This is a genomic window from Alteromonas sp. RW2A1, assembly GCF_001886475.1.
In the GTDB taxonomy this organism is placed as follows: Bacteria; Pseudomonadota; Gammaproteobacteria; order Enterobacterales; family Alteromonadaceae; genus Alteromonas; species Alteromonas hispanica.
This window is the reverse complement of the sequence record NZ_CP018031.1, coordinates 2,217,402-2,235,816: the sequence shown is the minus strand read 5'-3', so window position 1 is coordinate 2,235,816 and position 18,415 is coordinate 2,217,402. Positions and strand designations below refer to the sequence as shown.

The 18,415-nt window shown below is 40.4% G+C and carries 16 protein-coding genes; 7 read left to right on the top strand and 9 right to left on the bottom strand.

The window, feature by feature from the left end; all coding sequences use genetic code 11:
• The first annotated feature begins 324 nt into the window (after window positions 1-324).
• The 5 genes from BM528_RS10095 (at window position 325) to BM528_RS10070 (ending at window position 7,278) form a co-directional block, all read left to right on the top strand.
• The gene (locus BM528_RS10095) at window positions 325-1,146 is read left to right on the top strand and encodes a flagellin N-terminal helical domain-containing protein (RefSeq protein WP_071979690.1); all 822 of its coding nucleotides are present in this window, start codon (window positions 325-327) and stop codon (window positions 1,144-1,146) included.
• 94 nt (window positions 1,147-1,240) lie between these two features.
• Window positions 1,241-1,708 carry a flagellar protein FlaG gene (locus BM528_RS10090; RefSeq protein ID WP_083595257.1) on the top strand — a complete coding sequence of 156 codons (468 nt, stop codon included), beginning with the start codon at window positions 1,241-1,243 and terminating at the stop codon, window positions 1,706-1,708.
• Between the two features lie 13 nt (window positions 1,709-1,721).
• On the top strand, window positions 1,722-3,158 hold the full coding sequence (fliD, locus tag BM528_RS10085) for a flagellar filament capping protein FliD (RefSeq protein ID WP_071979689.1): 1,437 nt from the start codon (window positions 1,722-1,724) through the stop codon (window positions 3,156-3,158).
• 16 nt (window positions 3,159-3,174) lie between these two features.
• Entirely contained in the window at window positions 3,175-3,603 is a 429-nt protein-coding gene (gene fliS, locus BM528_RS10080) for a flagellar export chaperone FliS (RefSeq protein ID WP_071979688.1), read from the top strand.
• Window positions 3,604-3,915: 312 nt separating this feature from the next.
• A complete protein-coding gene (locus tag BM528_RS10070; RefSeq protein ID WP_071979686.1) occupies window positions 3,916-7,278 on the top strand; it encodes a motility associated factor glycosyltransferase family protein in 3,363 nt (1,120 codons plus the stop codon).
• Between the two features lie 324 nt (window positions 7,279-7,602).
• Here the strand turns inward: BM528_RS10070 and BM528_RS10065 are convergent, their stop codons facing one another.
• Genes BM528_RS10065 through BM528_RS10030 form a run of 8 tightly spaced genes read right to left on the bottom strand, consistent with a single transcriptional unit; the run spans window position 7,603 to window position 14,764 of the window.
• Window positions 7,603-8,721: a radical SAM protein gene (locus tag BM528_RS10065; protein ID WP_071979685.1), complete on the bottom strand. Its 1,119-nt coding sequence runs from the start codon at window positions 8,719-8,721 to the stop codon at window positions 7,603-7,605.
• Window positions 8,699-9,289 (bottom strand): hypothetical protein, encoded by a 591-nt coding sequence (locus BM528_RS10060; RefSeq protein WP_071979684.1) that lies wholly within the window; start codon window positions 9,287-9,289, stop codon window positions 8,699-8,701. The genes BM528_RS10065 and BM528_RS10060 overlap by 23 nt, the downstream gene beginning before the upstream one ends.
• Before the next feature lie 10 nt (window positions 9,290-9,299).
• On the bottom strand, window positions 9,300-9,788 hold the full coding sequence (locus BM528_RS10055; protein WP_071979683.1) for a hypothetical protein: 489 nt from the start codon (window positions 9,786-9,788) through the stop codon (window positions 9,300-9,302).
• On the bottom strand, window positions 9,785-10,582 hold the full coding sequence (locus tag BM528_RS10050) for a transketolase (protein WP_071979682.1): 798 nt from the start codon (window positions 10,580-10,582) through the stop codon (window positions 9,785-9,787). The genes BM528_RS10055 and BM528_RS10050 overlap by 4 nt, the downstream gene beginning before the upstream one ends.
• A 4-nt stretch (window positions 10,583-10,586) precedes the next feature.
• Window positions 10,587-11,570: an SDR family oxidoreductase gene (locus BM528_RS10045; RefSeq protein ID WP_071979681.1), complete on the bottom strand. Its 984-nt coding sequence runs from the start codon at window positions 11,568-11,570 to the stop codon at window positions 10,587-10,589.
• 10 nt (window positions 11,571-11,580) lie between these two features.
• Window positions 11,581-12,690, bottom strand: a complete 1,110-nt coding sequence (locus BM528_RS10040; RefSeq protein WP_071979680.1) for a radical SAM protein — start codon at window positions 12,688-12,690, stop codon at window positions 11,581-11,583.
• Between the two features lie 2 nt (window positions 12,691-12,692).
• Window positions 12,693-14,129, bottom strand: coding sequence for a glycosyltransferase family protein (locus BM528_RS10035; RefSeq protein WP_071979679.1), 1,437 nt, complete (start codon window positions 14,127-14,129; stop codon window positions 12,693-12,695).
• Between the two features lie 8 nt (window positions 14,130-14,137).
• Window positions 14,138-14,764 (bottom strand): SIS domain-containing protein, encoded by a 627-nt coding sequence (locus BM528_RS10030; protein WP_071979678.1) that lies wholly within the window; start codon window positions 14,762-14,764, stop codon window positions 14,138-14,140.
• 279 nt (window positions 14,765-15,043) lie between these two features.
• On the opposite strand from BM528_RS10030, the gene BM528_RS10025 reads away from it, so the two are divergent.
• Both BM528_RS10025 and BM528_RS10020 read left to right on the top strand, forming a co-directional pair.
• Window positions 15,044-16,489 carry a PfkB family carbohydrate kinase gene (locus tag BM528_RS10025; RefSeq protein ID WP_071979677.1) on the top strand — a complete coding sequence of 482 codons (1,446 nt, stop codon included), beginning with the start codon at window positions 15,044-15,046 and terminating at the stop codon, window positions 16,487-16,489.
• A 1-nt stretch (window position 16,490) separates the two neighbouring features.
• A complete protein-coding gene (locus BM528_RS10020; protein ID WP_071979676.1) occupies window positions 16,491-17,213 on the top strand; it encodes a nucleotidyltransferase family protein in 723 nt (240 codons plus the stop codon).
• A 69-nt stretch (window positions 17,214-17,282) separates the two neighbouring features.
• On the opposite strand, the gene BM528_RS10015 is transcribed toward BM528_RS10020, so the two are convergent.
• Window positions 17,283-18,335 (bottom strand): putative sugar O-methyltransferase, encoded by a 1,053-nt coding sequence (locus BM528_RS10015; RefSeq protein ID WP_071979675.1) that lies wholly within the window; start codon window positions 18,333-18,335, stop codon window positions 17,283-17,285.
• Between the last annotated feature and the right edge of the window lie 80 nt (window positions 18,336-18,415).

Below are 18,415 nucleotides of genomic sequence, written 5' to 3'. Positions count from 1 at the left end.
TATCAAAATCTCCGCAACATACTCTCTTAGTAGTGATAATGGAACGTTACACTAGTAATCACGATAGTCGAATCAAATCTATCTTTTCTGATAATTGTTGATTTAAAACCTTGCAAATAAATCTTTTAAAATCAGTGCAATAAGAATCAAGCGGAAAAATAATAAAAAAATACTAAAGAAGTTCAGAATGCTGTCGATAACATTGTTGAGGGGTAATTCAATTTACTTTTGAACGGGGGTTGAAGCGGAGTAGTGACCGATTCAATTCGAACTGAAAGGATCTGACGGAGCGAAGTAGCGCGTCAGATCGCCAGGAGGTAGTTTATGTCTTTATTCGTAAATACAAATGTGTCGTCATTGAACGCACAACGCCAGTTATTTGACGTAAGTAACTCGCTAAGCACATCATTTGAACGTTTATCGTCAGGTTTCCGCATCAACAGTGCCGCGGATGATGCTGCGGGCCTTCAGATCTCTGATAGACTTACGTCTCAAATTCAAGGTTTGGATCAAGCTCGTCGCAATGCTAATGACGGAGTTTCTGTAGCTCAAACTGCTGAGGGCGCACTTTCAGAGACTACTAATGCGTTACAGCGCATCCGAACTCTAGCAGTACAAGCACAAAATGGTATAAATAGCACCGCTGATAGGGTAGCGCTTAACGAAGAGGTCACTGCGTTAAAAGAGGAGATGTCTCGTATCGGTTCAGACACAGAATTCGGTGGGCTGACAATACTGAGTGGTAGTTTTAGTGCTAGCTTTTTGGTTGGCGCAAATGAAGACCAAAAAATCGATATTTCAATCGCTAACGCTAACGGTTTCGGCGCTACTGGTCTAGCGGTAACGGGCGATGTGCTGAGTGCTGGCGGTGCATCTGGACTTATGGCACAAGTTGATGCTGCAATTTCGACAATAGGTTCAACCAGAGCCGAGTTAGGTGCTATTCAGAGCAGATTTCAATCTACGATTAGAAACTTAGGTAGTATCTCTGAAAATGTAACTGCGGCGCGTGCACAAATCAGAGACACAGACTTCGCATCAGAGACGGCAAACTTGACAAGAAACCAAATCATTCAGCAGGCATCTCTTTCTGTCTTGAGTCAGGCAAATCAGCGTCCTCAAGCAGCGTTGTCTTTACTTGGTTAAGTTTACTTTTGAATGGTATATTTAATGTAAAAAAGCAAAGGGTGTTTACTCAATCGTAGGCGCCCTTTTTGTCATTTGAGTGGAGAGGTCGTTGATGGATATTCAAAATACTCAAAGTGGTCAGGTTTTTGCTTCTGCTTTACCCGTCAAGGTGGAAATGCCAGCCCAATCACCACGGGTTCAGCAAAGTGAAGTCAGTAACAGTAATGAGGGAAGTTCACAGTCTGTGCCTTTAGATACAGAAAGCCTAAGAAACGTAACACAAAATTTGTCTCAAGTTCTTCAAACTACGTCCGATACAAATAACAACGTAGAAGACGATGGTGAATTGGGTGATGCGATCTCTCGAGTGGAGTCCTTTTTACAAGGACAAAATCGCAACTTATCGTTTTCTATAGACGAAAACACTAAACGGTCAGTAGTAACTGTACTTGATTCTGACTCTGGAGATGTTATCAGACAGATACCTTCAGAGGAAATACTGATGCTTGCAGAGCGTATTCAAAATTTGCAGCAGGACATCGGAAGTAGTGTTGGAGTATTCATAAACAATAAAGTTTAGTATGAGGTGAGTTATGTCAATAAGTTCTCTTGGTGTTGGTTCGGGTTTAGCGCTTGATGATTTAGTAAGACAGCTCATTTCTGCTGAAAGGCAACCAAAAGAAAATCGTATTAACGCTAGAGAAAAGGCTGTCGATGCTGAAATCTCAGCGTTAGGAAAAATTAAGTCTAAAGTTTCAGACTTTCAAAATGCAATTGAAGAACTACGCAACGGCAGTAACCTTAAGAGTCGTCAAGCCTCTGTAACTAATCCTTTCGAAGAAAATGATACCCTATCAGCAGACGCTTCCACGTCAGCTTTGCGTGGCTCGTATAATATTACTGTGCAACAATTGGCCTCAGGAAGTCGAATTACCACAGACCCAGGTGCATTTGTGTCCAGTTCTGACACTTTATTATCTTCTGGAACTGGTTCTTTAACATTCAGCGTCGGTGCCGATGACAGCTTCACAGTTGAGATAGGCGCTGCGACAACGCTCTCTGAACTTCGAGAGCTGATCAATAGCTCAGACAATAACTTTGGCGTTACTGCAAATATTATTGATACAGGCACTAACGATGGACCTCGCTTAGTCATTCAGTCTGAAAAAGCTGGGGCCGGTAATGATTTGGTAATAACGAATGATACCGGAAATGCCGAACTTGATCGGGTATCAACCACCGGTGGAACGAATAATATCGATGCCAACAATATTCAAGGGGCTAGGAACGCCGTTGCAGTAATTGATGGAATAGAGGTGCAGAGCGCTAGTAACGAATTCGAAAATACTATTCAAAATGTGTCATTTACCGTCAATGAATTGTCTCCGAGCGACAATAACGGCGTACAAATAGCAACCAAATTGACTATTGGTTTTGATAAAGAAGGTGTAGAGGAGAACATCAAAAGCTTTATCAGTAACTACAACTCATTAATAGATGAAATAGAAAAGCTTACTCGGTACGGAGCTACTGAAGAGGATAGTGATGGTCCATTAGCCGGGGACTCACTGTTGCGGGGGTTACAGTTAGGAATATCTACTATAGTTGGTGAAGAAGTTTCAGGTTCATCAGTAAGCAGCTTATTTGAGTTGGGAATAGAGTTGAATAAAGACGGCAGATTGGAAATAGGCTCCGCCGATTTTGGACAGGGTACCGGTCAGGCACGACTTGATACCGCTCTTGAGGATAGTTTCGACGATATTTCTGTTCTGTTCAACCAAGAGAATGACGGTATTGCTGTTAGGCTTGATGAATTGATTGAACAGTACTCTTCATCGAGTGGCTTGATTAGTTTAAGAGAGCGCAGTGCTCGTGATGAAAAAGAAAGTGTTGATACAGCGAGAGAGACATTGGAGTTGAGAATGGCTAGTTTCGAAGAAACTGTGCGAGCGAGATACTTAAATTTAGATAAAACCATAGCTCAGCTTAATCAGACTGGCTCAGCTTTATTTGCAGCACTGCAGTCATAGAGGTTTAGAAAAAATTATGTCATTACGTGGTATAAATGCTTATCAAAAAAACAGTGTAAAACAGGATGTTGCCGCTGCTGATCCCCACAAGCTTACCTTATTGCTTCTTCAAGGTGCTATGGATAGGATAGCATATGCAAAAGGTGCGGTAGAGCGAAAAGATTTTGTTAATAAGGCTAAATTTGTCACCAAAGCGACATCAATCTTAATGTATTTAAGAGATACATTGGATATCGATATCGGTGGGGAGATCGCTGAAAATTTATATGCACTCTATGATTATATTGTTGAGACTGTAAATGACGGTCATTTTAATAACGATGTTTCTAAACTAGATGAAGCTTATAGCTTGTTAGAACCAATAAGAGATGCTTGGGTTTCTATACCTGAAAGCGCTAAATTAGAAGCATACGAGAAAAAGAGTATGGCTGCCTCGAATGGATGATGACAGAGAAATATGTCTCACTCACACTCTTACCCCTCCTTTTTTGAGTTTAGTCAACACTAAAATAAAGGAAGAGCTTGGGGGCTCGGATAACCAGTTAACGGCTTTACTTAGACTTGTTGCGATAAGACACAAACTTGTTACTCGGGAGATAAGTAAACTAGCCGGGAAGCACAAGCAACGGTTCGTAACGCTAGAACTTGAACAGAATAAGCGCTTAGAAGTTTTCACATTACAGTTGCTTGAAAAAGCAAAAGGTGAGGTAATAAATCTCAAACGAGCGAAACATGCAGTTAAGAGATATAAATAACAATGCGTAAAGCCATTCAGCTTTTTATAGAAGACGACCAAGCACAATTAGAAAAAGAGGAAGCGTTACTTCCAGTCATTACTAAAAATTACAATAAAAGCCTAGCTTGCTTTCAGCGCATCGTTCCCCCTATTTATAAGATGCTCAAAAACTACACATTCCAGCATAACTCAGTGTTCGTTAATAAGGATGGTGAAGTCGACATTGTAGAATCAAGCTCAGGGACGGTTTTCTACGGTTCTACAGTATCAGAATCAATCTCAAGTCACGTCGATTTGTTTCTGGCTAACCCACAGCACTTAAAACTAATAACTCTTGGAAGCAAATCGATTGGAAACTCTTCTCGTTCAAACGAAAAAGCTTTAGTTGTGTTTGGCGTCGGGCTGGGGAAACATCTTCTTAAACTTCTTGACACTACTGATATTAAGCACATCTTGGTTTATGAACCTGATATGGATTATTTGGTTTGTTCACTCTATGCTGGTGTGTGGCCAGCCATTTTTGATACCGCGAAAAGAAACAACGTATCGCTTTATCTTCAAATACCCAATAATGGTAAATCGCTTTTTTCAGACTTAAATGAGCTACACAGCGCCTTTGGTATCTCATCGTCATTGGTTTATTTTCATTATCACTGCAGCGAGTTTGATGATATCCGCGACGAGTTAGCATCCAATAACTGGTCTTTAAGCAGAGATCTTAGGTCAAGTGTAAAATATACCCGCTTTGAAAATTATGTTCCCAAGTGGACACCTGTAGTGACGTCAGTGTCGTGGAACTCAGATAACCTTGATCGCACTACGTTCGAACGCAACCTAGAGGCTTTTAAAAAGTACTTTCCCGAAATAGCTGATGAATTTGCAGAATATACCCCACAGCATTGGCAAGTAGTGGCTAACCCGGCCGGCGAAGTCAATTTGCTTAACATGAAGCACCAAACGTTTTTACTCGGCGACAATGCTAAAAAAGAGTCTGAAGACATTTATGCAATGTTTAAAGACAACCCTAGCAGAGATGAATTGGTGCTAAATTACACTGGTGGAAAACTGTATCCTCATTTTCACTATCGCACTGTTGTAAGAATTCAAAACGAAGTTAAAAAGTATACAACTGATAGTGCTGTTTTAAATCACGATATAAAATCGTTACTGCTATTCGGCATCGGCAGTGGCTATCAGCTTCAGTATTTATTGAACGCCCACAAGATAGGCAAACTGTTTGTTTATGAGCCTAATCGTGACTTTTTCTATGCATCTTTATTTTCGATAGACTGGACAGCACTGCTTGAAAAAATGGATGCCAGCGAAAGCAGTATTTATCTCAACATCGGTGACGATGGTTCAAACTTAGTACGCGACTTTCTCACTCAGTTCGATAGGGTGGGCAGTTATAACTTGGCAAACATGTTTTTGTTTAAAAGCTATGATAACGACGTTCTCGAACCCACGTTGAATAACTTACGAGAAGAAATAAGGCTCGTTATAGGGCTAAGTGATAATTTTGAAAACTCTCGATATATCGTGTCGCATAGCAAATGGTCAGTCGAAAATAATTTCAAGTACTTGTTAAAAAGTGAAACTAAGCCGCACGTTCTCAATGACGTGCCGGTATTTATCGTAGGCAATGGCCCATCATTAGATAATCTTCTTCCTATTTTGAAAGAAGAGCATGCTAATGCGATAGTCATTAGCTGTGGCACGGCCTTACAAGTACTGCATAAAAACCACATCGTGCCCGATTATCACGTTGATTTGGAAGTAAACAGGTCGCCATACGACTGGTTGGTCAGAATAGATGACAAAGAATATCTAAAAAAAATCACCCTTATTAGTGGCAATGGTGTTCACCCCGATGTCATCAATGCTTATAAGAACGCGTTGTTGTCATTGAAGAAAGGGGAGCCAGCAACGCTCATTCTAGAATCTTTGTTTAGTGAACACGAATTTGTCTCATTAAAATATTCTTACCCTACGGTTTCTAACTTTGCGATTGATTGCGCGTTAGAACTCGGGTTTAAACAAATTTATCTCTTTGGCGTCGATTTAGGTTTCGTTGACTTCAGACACCATCACTCAAAACAATCTGGTTACTATTTAGAGGATGGAGAGGAACTCATCGAATATGCACGAGCTTACAATACGTCGTTAACGGTAGAGGGCAACTTGAGACCTTTTGTCAACACTAAGTACGAATTCAAAATGTCCAAAACCATTATTGAGTTGGCACTAGGTAACGCCAGTACGGATGTTGATGTTTATAATTTGAATGACGGCGCCAAAATAAAAGGTACCATTCCGTTAGAGCCTGAAAATATTTTGATCTTGTCAGACGGTCACAAAAAAGCAGAAGCAATAGACTGGTTAGAAAATACGGCACACCAAACACTCGATAAGCGTATTTTTGCTGAGCGTTTTAATGAGAACATAAAAAACAGCGATTTACTTTACGGTCTTAGTTTGCTTAAAAAAGCCATGAGTCAACCGTTCAAAGAAAGAGCTGACGCAGAAAAAGCGATAATAAACAGTAGAAAAATTATTATCGATCTGTTTAGAGACGATAAGCCGATAGTGATTTATTACCTGCACGGCTCGGTGAATTACGTAAATACCGTATTAAGTAAAACACTGAATATGTCAGACGATGCGAAATGTTTAGAGCTTCTTAACGGAATTAGAGAACAGTGGATATTGTTTTTGGCTGACACAAGCGCGAGTATGGAAGTTGCGCCTTACGAACTCGACTTCATATCTTGTAGCCCACTGGAGCGTGCTCAGATCAGAGTGCCTGAATATTATGTTGGGCAGAGCTTAACGGTATATAGTGAGTACGCTAAAACAGCATTAGAGAGCGCTGCAAGCTTACTTGGCGTGCAGTTCAACAAGTCTTCGCCAACCAGTAAAAAGCTTCGCATAGAATTTTATCAGGACAACCTTGCGCTTACCCCGCGAAGTGGAGAAAAGCTGTGCTTGATTGTAACGAATCAAGAGGATTTAGATAGGTTGCTAAGAGAAGACGTTGACGCCTTACTCGTTTACTTTCCTCAGTACTTCAGCAACAAGAACTATCTTTTCGAGGGTTTTGGCACTAAAGAAAACTACGCGTTTTTTATTGCATTAAATGCCGCGACATGTACTCCGTCAATCAAAGTGGTGGTGCCTAAACTCACTGAAAGAGAGTCACTTGATGTCTTGTCTGAGTACCTAGCGGAGCTTACTTTCTTGTCGCCCTTTATGTGTTATGAGTCTTATTATTATAAAGCATTCACGCGTGAGTACTTGAGTGAAGAAGAGATGGTGAGCGGGGTAGATGAACGATTTAGATTCTTACCTGCTGTTAGGGAAGAGAATCTCTTTTTAGTGCTTTGAATATACTGGGTGTTGCTCATCAGGAAACATTGGAGTATTGAAAAAAGCATTGTGTATTATTGTTTGTAAGCATCCGGTGTATTCGTCTGGTAACCCCCACATTCAACTCATAGATTAGCTACGGCATGGGGTTCTCTTTGATGAGGAGAACACCATACAGCAACATCAACGGAGAGACATACAAGACTGGCTCAATTTATTTGAACAACAAAAATGAAGCGGTCCCACTGCGTTACAGTTTTGTCGCCAGCAGCAGATTAACGTTCAGACTTACCATATCCGGCGCCGTGATTGTCGGCTTCAACTAACCGTTACTAACGCTAGTTAGATAAAGTTTAAGTGTGCTGGTGGCTGGCCAGTTGGCTTTTCTAGCTGCACTTGACCTTTAACAATTTTATCTAAATATTCGTTTGGCTTGTGTTGTAAACACAAAGAGCCGCACATGGTTTGCGCATCAAAATTCATCGAGCCAAGATGTTTCATCACTTCCCAATATTTGTCGCCTAATACTATATCTTTAAAACGTTGAGTCGTAATATTGCCGACATGAAAACGTTTGTATTTTTCATTAAACAACATGCCACAAGGAGCTACTAAGCCTGAACCTGAGATTTGTAATTGGAAAGCTGCTCCATAGCAACACTGGTAACTGCGCTTGCCCTCAGCGTTAATTTTTGACCACTTGACAGACACTTGATATTCGTCATCACTGTAGGATTCAGCCTCTTCAAGAATATGATTTAATTCTGCGTATTTTGAGTAATCAACACCAAGCTGCCCATCTTCACTGTCACTGGTGTGTTTAACAACAACGTAATCTGGACGAATTTGTTTACCAAGTTTTGCTAATGGAACGACTTGATCTGCATCTTCGGGCATTAGCACCATTTGAAGACCGATAGTAACGTCTAACCCAAGGCGCTTTTTTATCTCAACCATGTCTTTTACATTATCGACAACACGATGAAAATGTTTTTCTTTCACACCCATGATCTCGGCGTAACGTTTAGGTTCACCCGCTGAAAAGTTCAGACGTAAATACGTTAAATGAGGGAGGATTCGCTCTAACATGTCGTACTTAAAGTTGTAGCCATGTGAGGCTACTGCCATTGAAATACCCAGCTGTGAACCACGAATAATGGTGTGTTCAAAGTGGGGTGATAAAGTGCTTTCACCGTCACTGACAAGAGAAATAGCCTTAACGCCTAACTCCTGACAATCCTCAAGAAAGTTATCAATGTGCTCTCGAGTAATATCGAACCTATCATTTTCTTGTAATCGAGCGTAACAGAAGTGACAGCCGTAGTTACAGGCTCTTGTCAACGCCATATCAATTGTGATAGGTGCAATTCTATTGCCCTTACGCCAATGCTCGATTCTATCTTGGTGCCACGCTAGTTTTGTTGCGTCGAGTATAAACTTATCTTCGTTTTGTGTTGGCATCGGCTAACTCCTCGATAGTTAGAATAATTGGTGCGCCGTTTAAAGCAGTTCTAATGTGTTTTTCTATTCGAACCAAAAGTGTTTGAAACTGGTTTTTAGGTGAAATACTGGTTAAATCTAAAATAATTGTAGCGTCTTTATTTTGAACGAATACTTTTTCGAATTGGTATAAAGAGTTCCCTTCAAAAAACTCATTAAGCGACTTGTTAATGATATCTTTCTGGCTTTGTTTGTCTTTGCTTAACCATTGTTTTAACTCTTTTGGCACATAACGTCCATTGTCTGGCTCGTCTGATTCAGCAAAGATTTGTTTGATAAGCAAGTCCAGAACACTTAGGTCCTCATGATGGTGAACGAAGGCAATACCCTGTGCTGCGTTAGGTAACGACTCAATTACTTTTTTGGCGCCATAATATGCTGCATCAGCTAGTTTCATGCCTAACAGAGTTTGGCAAAAACTGGTGGCTTCCTGGCTGTCCAAATTACATTGAGCGGATAAGATTAAGCCTTCTTTTAACTCGACGACTAACGAGTAATTTTCATTTCGTGCTTCGTAAGTAGTTGTCATTGTTGTATACCTATAAAGAGCGCATGTAAGCTGGACCGTCTAGTGCCATCATATCTGCGACATCGTCAATCAGCGATTCCGCTGTAGGTGAATATATTTTTACGTTTTTTAAGATTGAGATAAGCGAAACGTCATCATCGTCCATACAATGGCTTCGACCTAATGGGGCAAAGTAATTATCTGCACCGACCCCAACTATTTTTACGTTTAAATTATGTTCATTAATGTCATAACGAAATTGTTCAAAAGCTCGCATGGTGATAAAAGGGATTTGCGAATAAATGATGGGCGACATACCTGTAATCGCCATACCAGCAGCCATGCTCATGGTCGCCTGTTCATTAATACCAGTGTTAAATGCTCGATGTGAGTGATTGTTAAAATAGTCATCTAAAACTGCAAAGCCCATATCGCCCGCTAGTAGTACTGACTTCTCATTCTTTTGGAAATAAGGATAGATGGCTTTCATCACATCTTTCTTTGATGCAACTTGGCTCATTTTGATTCTCCTGTATAAACATAGCCATCTTCAGTAGGGCAGCGGTAATGGTGTTTGACTGAAGCTTCTAACATTTCGATGCCCTTGCCCTTAACTGTTCTTGCAAAAACTACAGAAAAATTTTTATTCTCTTGATTGAAAAATTGCTGGTAGGCGTGAGTAATCTCTGGTTCTGAATGTCCATTGATATCAGCAAAAACGCCATCGGTAAACGAGCGCATGATATGTGCAAGCTTATCGTTACTTACTGTTATTTCTTCTACTTTTCCCATCGCTTGCAAGTTATTGGCGTCAACGATGATTAATAGGTTGTCTAGCTTGAAGCGGTGAGCTAGTAACATGGCCTCATAATTACTACCTTCTTGCATTTCCCCATCACCCACCATGCAAACAATCTTGTTCGACCTATTTTGTAACTTCATAGACAATGCCATGCCGACAGCGAGAGGTAACCCATGACCCAGAGAGCCAGTAGATGCTTCTATCATATAGTCTGGGTTTTCGGTTAAACAACCTTTGATAGTTGAATCGTCGGTATTGAACTTATCTAGCTCCCAGTCCGGTAAAAAGCCGAGCTCGTTTAAGATCACATAGTAAGCATAAGCGCCATGACCTTTGCTCAAAATAAAACGATCCCGGGTTTCATCTTTTGGATCGTTAGGGGTGAAAGCTAAAAAATCGTTAAACAACACCGTCAATAATTCGACAGTGGAGAGTGCAGGAGCTAAATGTCCTGCGCGCGTATTGCATGAGAATGCGATGGTCTTATCGCGAATGACGTTTGAATTCATCATAATCCTAACTTAAATACTCAAACCACTCTTTAGTAGCTTCTTTTATGCTATTTTCATTCCAAACCGGAGCTCCGCGCCATTGCTCTATGTTTTCTAGCATGATTTTTACGCCATCTTCAAAACTCACTTTGGGAGACCAGTCGAGCTTTTGCTTGACTTTGGTTATATCTGCGAAAGTACAATCCGGTTCACCTGGCCGTCTAGGGATATACTTGACATCACCGCCAAGGAGCTTTGTTAAATAATTGATACTGTATGTGCCGTCACTACCTAAATTAAATATTTCATTCTTGTATTTACTTTGGCTTGCGGTGTAACAAGCATCAACGATATCGGTTACAAAGGTGAAGTCGCGAGTTTGCTCTCCATCGCCAACGACAGTCAAAGGCTGCTTGTTAAGTAATTGAGCTAGAAATACGCCAAAAACAGCACCATAAGCACCTGATGTGCGATGGCGGGGACCAAATACATTAAAGAAACGTGTTGATAAAACGGGTAAGTCATAAACTTGGCCCCAATGCATGACGTATTGTTCACCCACTGTTTTAGTTAATGCGTATGGGTATTCTGGCTGAATTTTGCTGCTCTCTGGCGTCGGGTAAGTATCTGGAATGCCATAACACGAACTTGAAGCTGCATAGATAAACTTTTTTAAGTTTTTTGCATGTTGACTGGCTTCTAAAACTCTTAATGTACCTTCAACATTGGCTTGATGATATTTGTTTGGTTGTTTGATTGAAGGGACGATGTCGGCCAGCGCAGCGAAATGAAATACATAGTGGACATCGGTAAAGAGGGAAGACATATCAAACGATTTATCTGAAATATCAGCGCGAATGAATTCTATTTTCTCTTTGTGATGCGCTATGTTATCTAATCGACCGTTGGCTAAATTATCAATTACGACAACTTTTAAGCCTTTTTCAACAAGTAAATCAACCATATGTGAGCCGATAAAGCCAGCCCCGCCTGTTACTACTGCTTTCATAATTAATTCTCTAAATAAAGTTGTCGTGAGGTTGGGGATTGGCTAGTCGGTCTAGATAACGATTGACTTCGTCCATACGACAATTAATTCGGCAGTTTTTAATATCCAATTTTTCTTTTATAAATTGATAGGATTCTTTGCGTTTTTCGCCTTCCCAAATTTCTTCGAAACTGTTGTCGTACAAACTGCCGTAACAAAATTCTTCTTTACCTAGATAGGCACTACAGCCAAACACCTTGCCGTCCGTTGCCACATAAGCCCAAAAGAAAGGTGTAGCGTGACATTTTTTATATGACTGTTTGTTAGTCATAAACTTTTGCATGGTATTCACTCGGAATACGACATTAAAATTATCGTCGTTATATGATTCTAACTCTTTCTCTAAATCATACATTTTGGTGTAGTCAATAAATTTATAGTCGGTTGTTTCGTTTGTGTGGCTTGATAAGTGTTGAGAATAAGGTTTTATTACAAGGTAGTCTAAGCCGATGTCTTTACAAATTTTCGCTAGGGTTGTGGCTTCGTTTTGATTTTCAGGGAGTAGGACCATCTGGGCGCCTAACGTACAGCTTAAGTTTTTTTCTTTCCGGTGAGCGACAGCTATCTCTAGATTTTCAATAACGGTCTGAAAGTCTCTTTCTTTGGCTTGGTGGATTTTACTGTAACTTTCTGCTGTACCCGCATTAAAACTGACCTTTATCCAAGAGCAGTTTTCCATCAAAGTTTCAATGTTCTGTTTTTTTAGAGGAACAAAGTTAGTGGTTAATGCGGTATCTATTCCAACGTCACTCGCATGCTGACAAATCTTATCTAGGTTTTTGAATAATAACGGTTCACCTTCGCCAGCAAACATAACGCTTTTTACGCCTTTTTTAGCCATGTTTGTGAGGCTGTTTTTTAGTAAATCGTAGTCGAGGCTGATGTTTTTATAGCCCATGTAATCAAGCGCACAGAAAGTACACCGGTGATTACAGCCACCAAATGGCGAAATTTCAACATACAGAGGGTACACTTTTTTTAATTGTTCCCAATCATTTTTTTCTTCTCCTTCATACCAGTTCGCAACGCGGGTGGGGTGAAGAATAAGTTTATGGGAGTCGATTGAGTATTTGTCCGACATATTCACATAACCTTTAGTTTGTTTATATTGTTGTTTAGACCATCGTTTACGTGCTCTTGGATACTTCTAATGAGTTGCTCATAAGAGTTATCCCTAGCAATTTGTTGAACGTCTAATCTGGGCTGTTTATCTTGGATGTTGTTCAACTCAGCTTGATTTGTAAATGTCAGTATGTTGTCTAGGTGATCGCATTGTTCTAAATTAGTCACGTCTTTATAAACAACCGGAACAGCCCCGCAAGCGGATGCTTCCATCAAACGTTGTTGATAGAAATATTGAGGGTGTGCAAGAAGGCAATATTTAGATGCATTGTATGCCCTTCTGACATCGTCATCTGTTTCTAAAATACCCTTATAAAATGGTACAAATTCTTGGTAGTTTTCCCACCCTTCACCATATATTTCTAATTCGATATTACTGTTAACTGCCCACTTCAGAACTTCTAACCTGACAATCGCTGTGAAAATGAACATTTCAACATGCTCTTGACTTCTTATCGTCCCTTTTTCTTTATACTTCCGAGCTAAGTTATTGATGGTGACCAAGTCTAATTTTTGTTCATTAAACAATGCAGACAGTTCATCTATCATCTCAGCTTGATGGCGGTATTCACTTGTTGGGTCACCAACGTGAAAGTAATCATTACCAATAAAAACCATTTTATTTTTCCGCTCTTGCTCCTTATTTTCGAGATAGAACGAATCTGAATTGGTTGCGAATTTTTGTTTTGTCATCCTGTCGCGAGTCACGCCTTTCGCGAGAAGTGGTGATATGAAATTGTCTATCAAATAGAAATAGTGGTCTCTTTCTCGATACTCAAATTTTGAATTGTCGTAAAGGCAAAGCGTCGGGTCCATGAACCAAATAAAATTGAATGTGGAATCATTAATTAAGTCATTTCGAATACGATTAATGTTTATCGTTATATGCGGTTGGAACTCCGCTATTGACTGAAGCCGTCTTAAATCATTCATATCGGAGAATTTATCATTAATATCGAACTTAACTTTGTAACCAGCTTTTATGAAGGCTTCTTTTAGGAGTTCTGTTATCTTTAAAACGACTCGCCCCATGTATTCCCCATTTAAATATACCCGATGGGGCTTATGAAAGTTGATGGCTTGAGATCGAATTAGCTTTTTAAGAGCCTCACTTTTTGCGGCTATTCTTTGATGTAACAGGCTTAATTTGTCTTTAACAAACTGAGCTTGTTGATGAACTATGAATGTAGGTTGTCGAGTTTGCAGCGTTAAAAGAGTTTCTTCAAAGTTTTCTAAGGGAAGATTGATTAGATTTGGAAGAGAGCTAGTTTGCGCTTTTCCATCGTAGTAACATAGTTGAAGCTTACTTTTGGATCGGTTTAGGTAAACAGATTTCTCGGCTTGCTTCAATGCATCACTGTAAGACTCAAAATAACAATCTTCGGTTTGTAAACTCATGGGCTATCTCACAAATCTGCTACATTAGTACGTTTTGCTCGTAGCAAATATTCCTTTAAGCCTTTCATTAGGATGTGTCCTATGATGACCTGAGTGTCTTCGGCAATTTGCATATCGTCAATCTCAAAGTGAAAACTCAAATCAACTAAAGATTTTGCTGAACCACCTTGATATCCAAGAATACCGACTGTTGTCATACCCAGCATTTGTGCTTGGTTAACCGCGTTGATTATATTTTTGGAATTGCCACTACCAGATAGGATTAAAAGAACATCATTTCGGTGAGCTTTAACTTTCAGCTGATGAGAAAAAATGTTTTCGTAGCCTATATCGTTACCCAAGCAAGTTAACACTGAACTGTTTGCGGAAAGCGCCTCAACCTTGATGGCATCGCCTGCTGGGCTAATACCAAATGTGAAATCGTTGGCTAGGTGGATGGCGTTGGCAGCACTGCCACCATTGCCACAGATATAAAGTGTTCCACTCTGCTCTTTCATACTTAACAGAATATCGATAAAACGCTCTATTTTTTCTGACTCTAAATCATTTAAAACTTCTGTTAACCGTGTTGTATAACTGGCAACTAGTTGTTCAACAGGTTTTAATTTTTTCGCCCTAGCTAGTTTAATTGACATACTATGTGTACCTTAGATCCAATAAGGAAATTCTTTGATTAAGTGACGTTAGAAATTTGAGTTGATAATAATTGATTAGAGTAGCAATATTAATGCCATATGCATTACGAATCCAAAGCCTCCTCCCACTACCAGGACGCGTTAATAGACAATAAATTAAGTCAGGTAAGGTAATCAAGGTTTAGTGTGTAGTTGAAAAACTTGTATGGCTTCAACGTTAGCACATTTGAATATGTCGTGGACGACTATTTATTAATGACAATTTTCATAGGTAATTAAATGGCAAAGAACATTCTCGTGACGGGAAACTTTGATCTATTACACCCAGGCCATATTCGCCTTTTAAAGTTCGCAAAAGAGTGCGGTGACCATTTGCTCGTTGCTGTAAATAGTGACAAAGCAATGGCGGTTGAAAGTAAAATTGATGAGCAGCATCGATTGGAAATGGTACGTTCTATACAGTATGTTGACGAAGCTTTTTTAACTGACTTGTCGCCCGCTGATCTCATTTCTCTTCATCGACCGTTCGCGGTTGTTAAAGGTAAAGAGTTTGAAGACAAAGAGAATCCAGAACGCCAGGCATTGCGTGCATATGGTGGCAAGCTAATTTTTGGCTCTGGTGAATTTGATTTCAGCTCTGAGCATTTCATCAAGCCCATTCAAAATATTGGCTCTAACTTTGATTTTTCAGAGTTAAAGCGGTATGCAAAGCGTCACCAAATAAAACTCCATGACCTATTAACAACATTTAAGAAGATGGATAAATTAAATGTCGCCGTAGTGGGTGAAGTGATCGTAGATGAATACGTGCAGGGTAAGGCAGTGGGGCTATCACAAGAAGACCCGACCATTGTAATGACGCCTAATCAAACCGACACATTTTTAGGTGGTGCTGCTATAACTGCTGGACATATAAAATCCATCGGCGCTAATAGGGTCACCCTTTTTTCTGTATTGGGCGCCGATACTAAATCGGAATACGTCAAATCGAGAGTCCACGATTATGATATTTCTTCATTTTTAATTGAGGATTCTAGTCGCCCAACACCGCTTAAAACTCGTTATAGAGCAGACACGAAAACGCTGCTTAGAGTCAATCAAGTGCGGCATCACAAAATATCGGAAGAGTTACAAGCTTCATTGTTAGCGGGAATAATGGGCATTTTAGATGATATCAACGTACTTGTTTTTTCGGATTTCAACTATGGTCTTCTCCCTCAAAGCTTAGTCAATCAAATTTCAAAGGCATGTGAAGAAAAGGGAGTAAGGTATGTTGCTGATAGCCAAACATCTTCTCAAGTTGGCGATATTTCACGCTACCGCGACACGTTCTTGATGACGCCAACGGAAAAAGAAGTAAGGGTCGCACTGAATAACGCAGATGATGGTTTGGTTATTTTAGCCAAAAAGCTTTGCGAAAAATCTAATCCTCAAAATCTTGTGATTACTCTTGCTGCTGATGGAGTCCTTATTCATATTCCTGGAATTGGTCCAAATGAATGGCAAAACGACAGAATTCCTGCAATAAACAAAAATGCAGCAGACCCAGCTGGCGCAGGTGACTGCTTCTTAGCGGCCAGTTCGTTGGCGATGATTGCAGGGGCTTCAGCATGGGAGGCGTTTTACATCGCAAGTATCGCATCTGCCTGCCAGGTTGGGACCATTGGAAATAAGCCACTTCAACAGTCTTTGTTACTACGCTTACTAAGGGAGTCATTCGAATAATATGAAGGCAATTCTATTGGCTGCGGGAATGGGGTCAAGACTTAAGCCCATCACCGAGCATGTACCCAAATGTCTGGTCCCCATTTGCGGCATTCCATTGCTTGAGCTCTGGTTAGAAAAGCTCATTAACTTGGAGGTCGAAGAAATATTGATTAATACGCATTACCTTGCTGAACAAGTCGAACGCTTCGTCAACCAGTGTGATTATAAAACCAACATTACTCTGGTTAACGAGCCTAAACTCTTAGGTACGGCCGGAACATTAATCGCACAGAAAGATTTTTGGCAAGGGCATGAAACCATCGTGATCCATGCCGATAATTTCTGCTGTAGCGATTTACATGGATTGGTAAAGCAACACCACAAGCGTCCCGACGATACAAACATCACCGCATTGTTGTTCGAAACAGATTCACCACAGTCATGCGGCATTGTTGAACTGGATGAACAGAATGTCATAACGAATTTTCACGAGAAGGTTTCTAATCCACCAGGAAACCTTGCAAGCGGTGCGCTGTTTGTTTTTAATGAAAATGTATTCGATAAGTACTTCTCTACGCTTCCTGCTAATACATCTATGGATCTTAGCAAAGATGTTATTGCCGGACTGAGAAGTAAGATCTTTGGTTGGAAAACTGACGCTCCTTACATCGATATTGGAACCGTTCCAGCCTATCTAAAGGCACAATACGTAGCGAGGCAATACCTGCGTGAAATGGCCTAGTGATGACCGGCTTGTCACGCTCAATACCTTGTTGCAAGCCGACTACTAACCGCAATTTGACGGCGCTACCTAGCACTTCCTTTTAAACAAAAGCAGCTCTGAATGAAAACCATCTAAGGTTTTTAATCCAAAGGGCCTGACATTGCTTGAAACGGATTCATAATTGGGCAACATTTTTTTGTAGTCTTCGGTGTAAATGGGTTCGTTAACGCCAAACCCATGCTCTTTAATGGTTTGTTTACCCTCGCGTATATTGCGCAGCAATACCCATTTTGTTTTAACTCTATCTACATGATTTAGATAATTTTGTACAACCTCAGGCTCCATTTCTTGAAATGAAATGAAGTTGACGAATAAGTCGACGGGGTCGTCGAGCGCCTCTATCTGCCAGGCGCCAAAGACATTCAGTGGGCGAGTAGTTTCACCTACATCCACAGGTGTTTCCTGTTGAAAGTAGCCACCGACTTTGTCTCGGCCAAACACGTTCGATAAATAGTAGTCTGCGACGTTGAGCGTTGGCGCGATATCGAAGTTCATGTACTTCACGTTGTTATTCGTTTTAGCCAAGATTTCTCCAAGCGTGCCAAACCCACCACCAATTTCTACAACGGTACGCAGGTTTTTAAGCGGAGTAAACTGATTTAAAAAGGCGAGTCCAAGCAGGTAGTTAAGCGCTGAGCGGCTGAATTTTTTTCCATCAAATTCAAAGTGCTCTATGGGATTTCCCACTTCACTTTCGGAAAAGTTAAGCAGGCTTGTGTCGGCTTTAGACAAAACACTGGCCACTAAAACGCGATAATCAGCCTCTGCTTGCTGTCTACCAATGAACATAGCGTTCAGCGTTTGCTTTTGTTTTTCAGATAGATGGATGTGTTTTGTCAGTAACTGTATTAACGCTTCACTGGTTTGACCCAAACCATTGCCAGGCTGGCCATAGGTAGGAACGAAAAAGGAAAGCGGCAGTGAAGCGCGGCGAAAGTTAGCAATACCCTCGCTGTCTAAATTTTTAAAAATTTTTTCTGACGCTTCGGCCCAAAACTCTGTGGGTTGATATAATGCTGACTGTGCTTTCATGTCGTCGAAAGCTCGTTCACATGCTTGTTTGAAAATATCCGGACTCATAATTTTCTTCTATAAATTCTTGTTAGTGAAGCGCTTAGTTTGTTAGCAACTGTTCATCGCTGTCTTCAAACCTCTTTGAA

Bases quoted from the DNA above. Each gene is read 5' to 3' on its own strand.
- BM528_RS10095 (WP_071979690.1), top strand. From the start codon at position 325: ATGTCTTTATTCGTAAATACAAATGTGTCGTCATTGAACGCACAACGC.
- BM528_RS10090 (WP_083595257.1), top strand. From the start codon at position 1,241: ATGGATATTCAAAATACTCAAAGTGGTCAGGTTTTTGCTTCTGCTTTA.
- fliD (WP_071979689.1), top strand. From the start codon at position 1,722: ATGTCAATAAGTTCTCTTGGTGTTGGTTCGGGTTTAGCGCTTGATGAT.
- fliS (WP_071979688.1), top strand. From the start codon at position 3,175: ATGTCATTACGTGGTATAAATGCTTATCAAAAAAACAGTGTAAAACAG.
- BM528_RS10070 (WP_071979686.1), top strand. From the start codon at position 3,916: ATGCGTAAAGCCATTCAGCTTTTTATAGAAGACGACCAAGCACAATTA.
- BM528_RS10065 (WP_071979685.1), bottom strand. From the start codon at position 8,721: ATGCCAACACAAAACGAAGATAAGTTTATACTCGACGCAACAAAACTA.
- BM528_RS10060 (WP_071979684.1), bottom strand. From the start codon at position 9,289: ATGACAACTACTTACGAAGCACGAAATGAAAATTACTCGTTAGTCGTC.
- BM528_RS10055 (WP_071979683.1), bottom strand. From the start codon at position 9,788: ATGAGCCAAGTTGCATCAAAGAAAGATGTGATGAAAGCCATCTATCCT.
- BM528_RS10050 (WP_071979682.1), bottom strand. From the start codon at position 10,582: ATGATGAATTCAAACGTCATTCGCGATAAGACCATCGCATTCTCATGC.
- BM528_RS10045 (WP_071979681.1), bottom strand. From the start codon at position 11,570: ATGAAAGCAGTAGTAACAGGCGGGGCTGGCTTTATCGGCTCACATATG.
- BM528_RS10040 (WP_071979680.1), bottom strand. From the start codon at position 12,690: ATGTCGGACAAATACTCAATCGACTCCCATAAACTTATTCTTCACCCC.
- BM528_RS10035 (WP_071979679.1), bottom strand. From the start codon at position 14,129: ATGAGTTTACAAACCGAAGATTGTTATTTTGAGTCTTACAGTGATGCA.
- BM528_RS10030 (WP_071979678.1), bottom strand. From the start codon at position 14,764: ATGTCAATTAAACTAGCTAGGGCGAAAAAATTAAAACCTGTTGAACAA.
- BM528_RS10025 (WP_071979677.1), top strand. From the start codon at position 15,044: ATGGCAAAGAACATTCTCGTGACGGGAAACTTTGATCTATTACACCCA.
- BM528_RS10020 (WP_071979676.1), top strand. From the start codon at position 16,491: ATGAAGGCAATTCTATTGGCTGCGGGAATGGGGTCAAGACTTAAGCCC.
- BM528_RS10015 (WP_071979675.1), bottom strand. From the start codon at position 18,335: ATGAGTCCGGATATTTTCAAACAAGCATGTGAACGAGCTTTCGACGAC.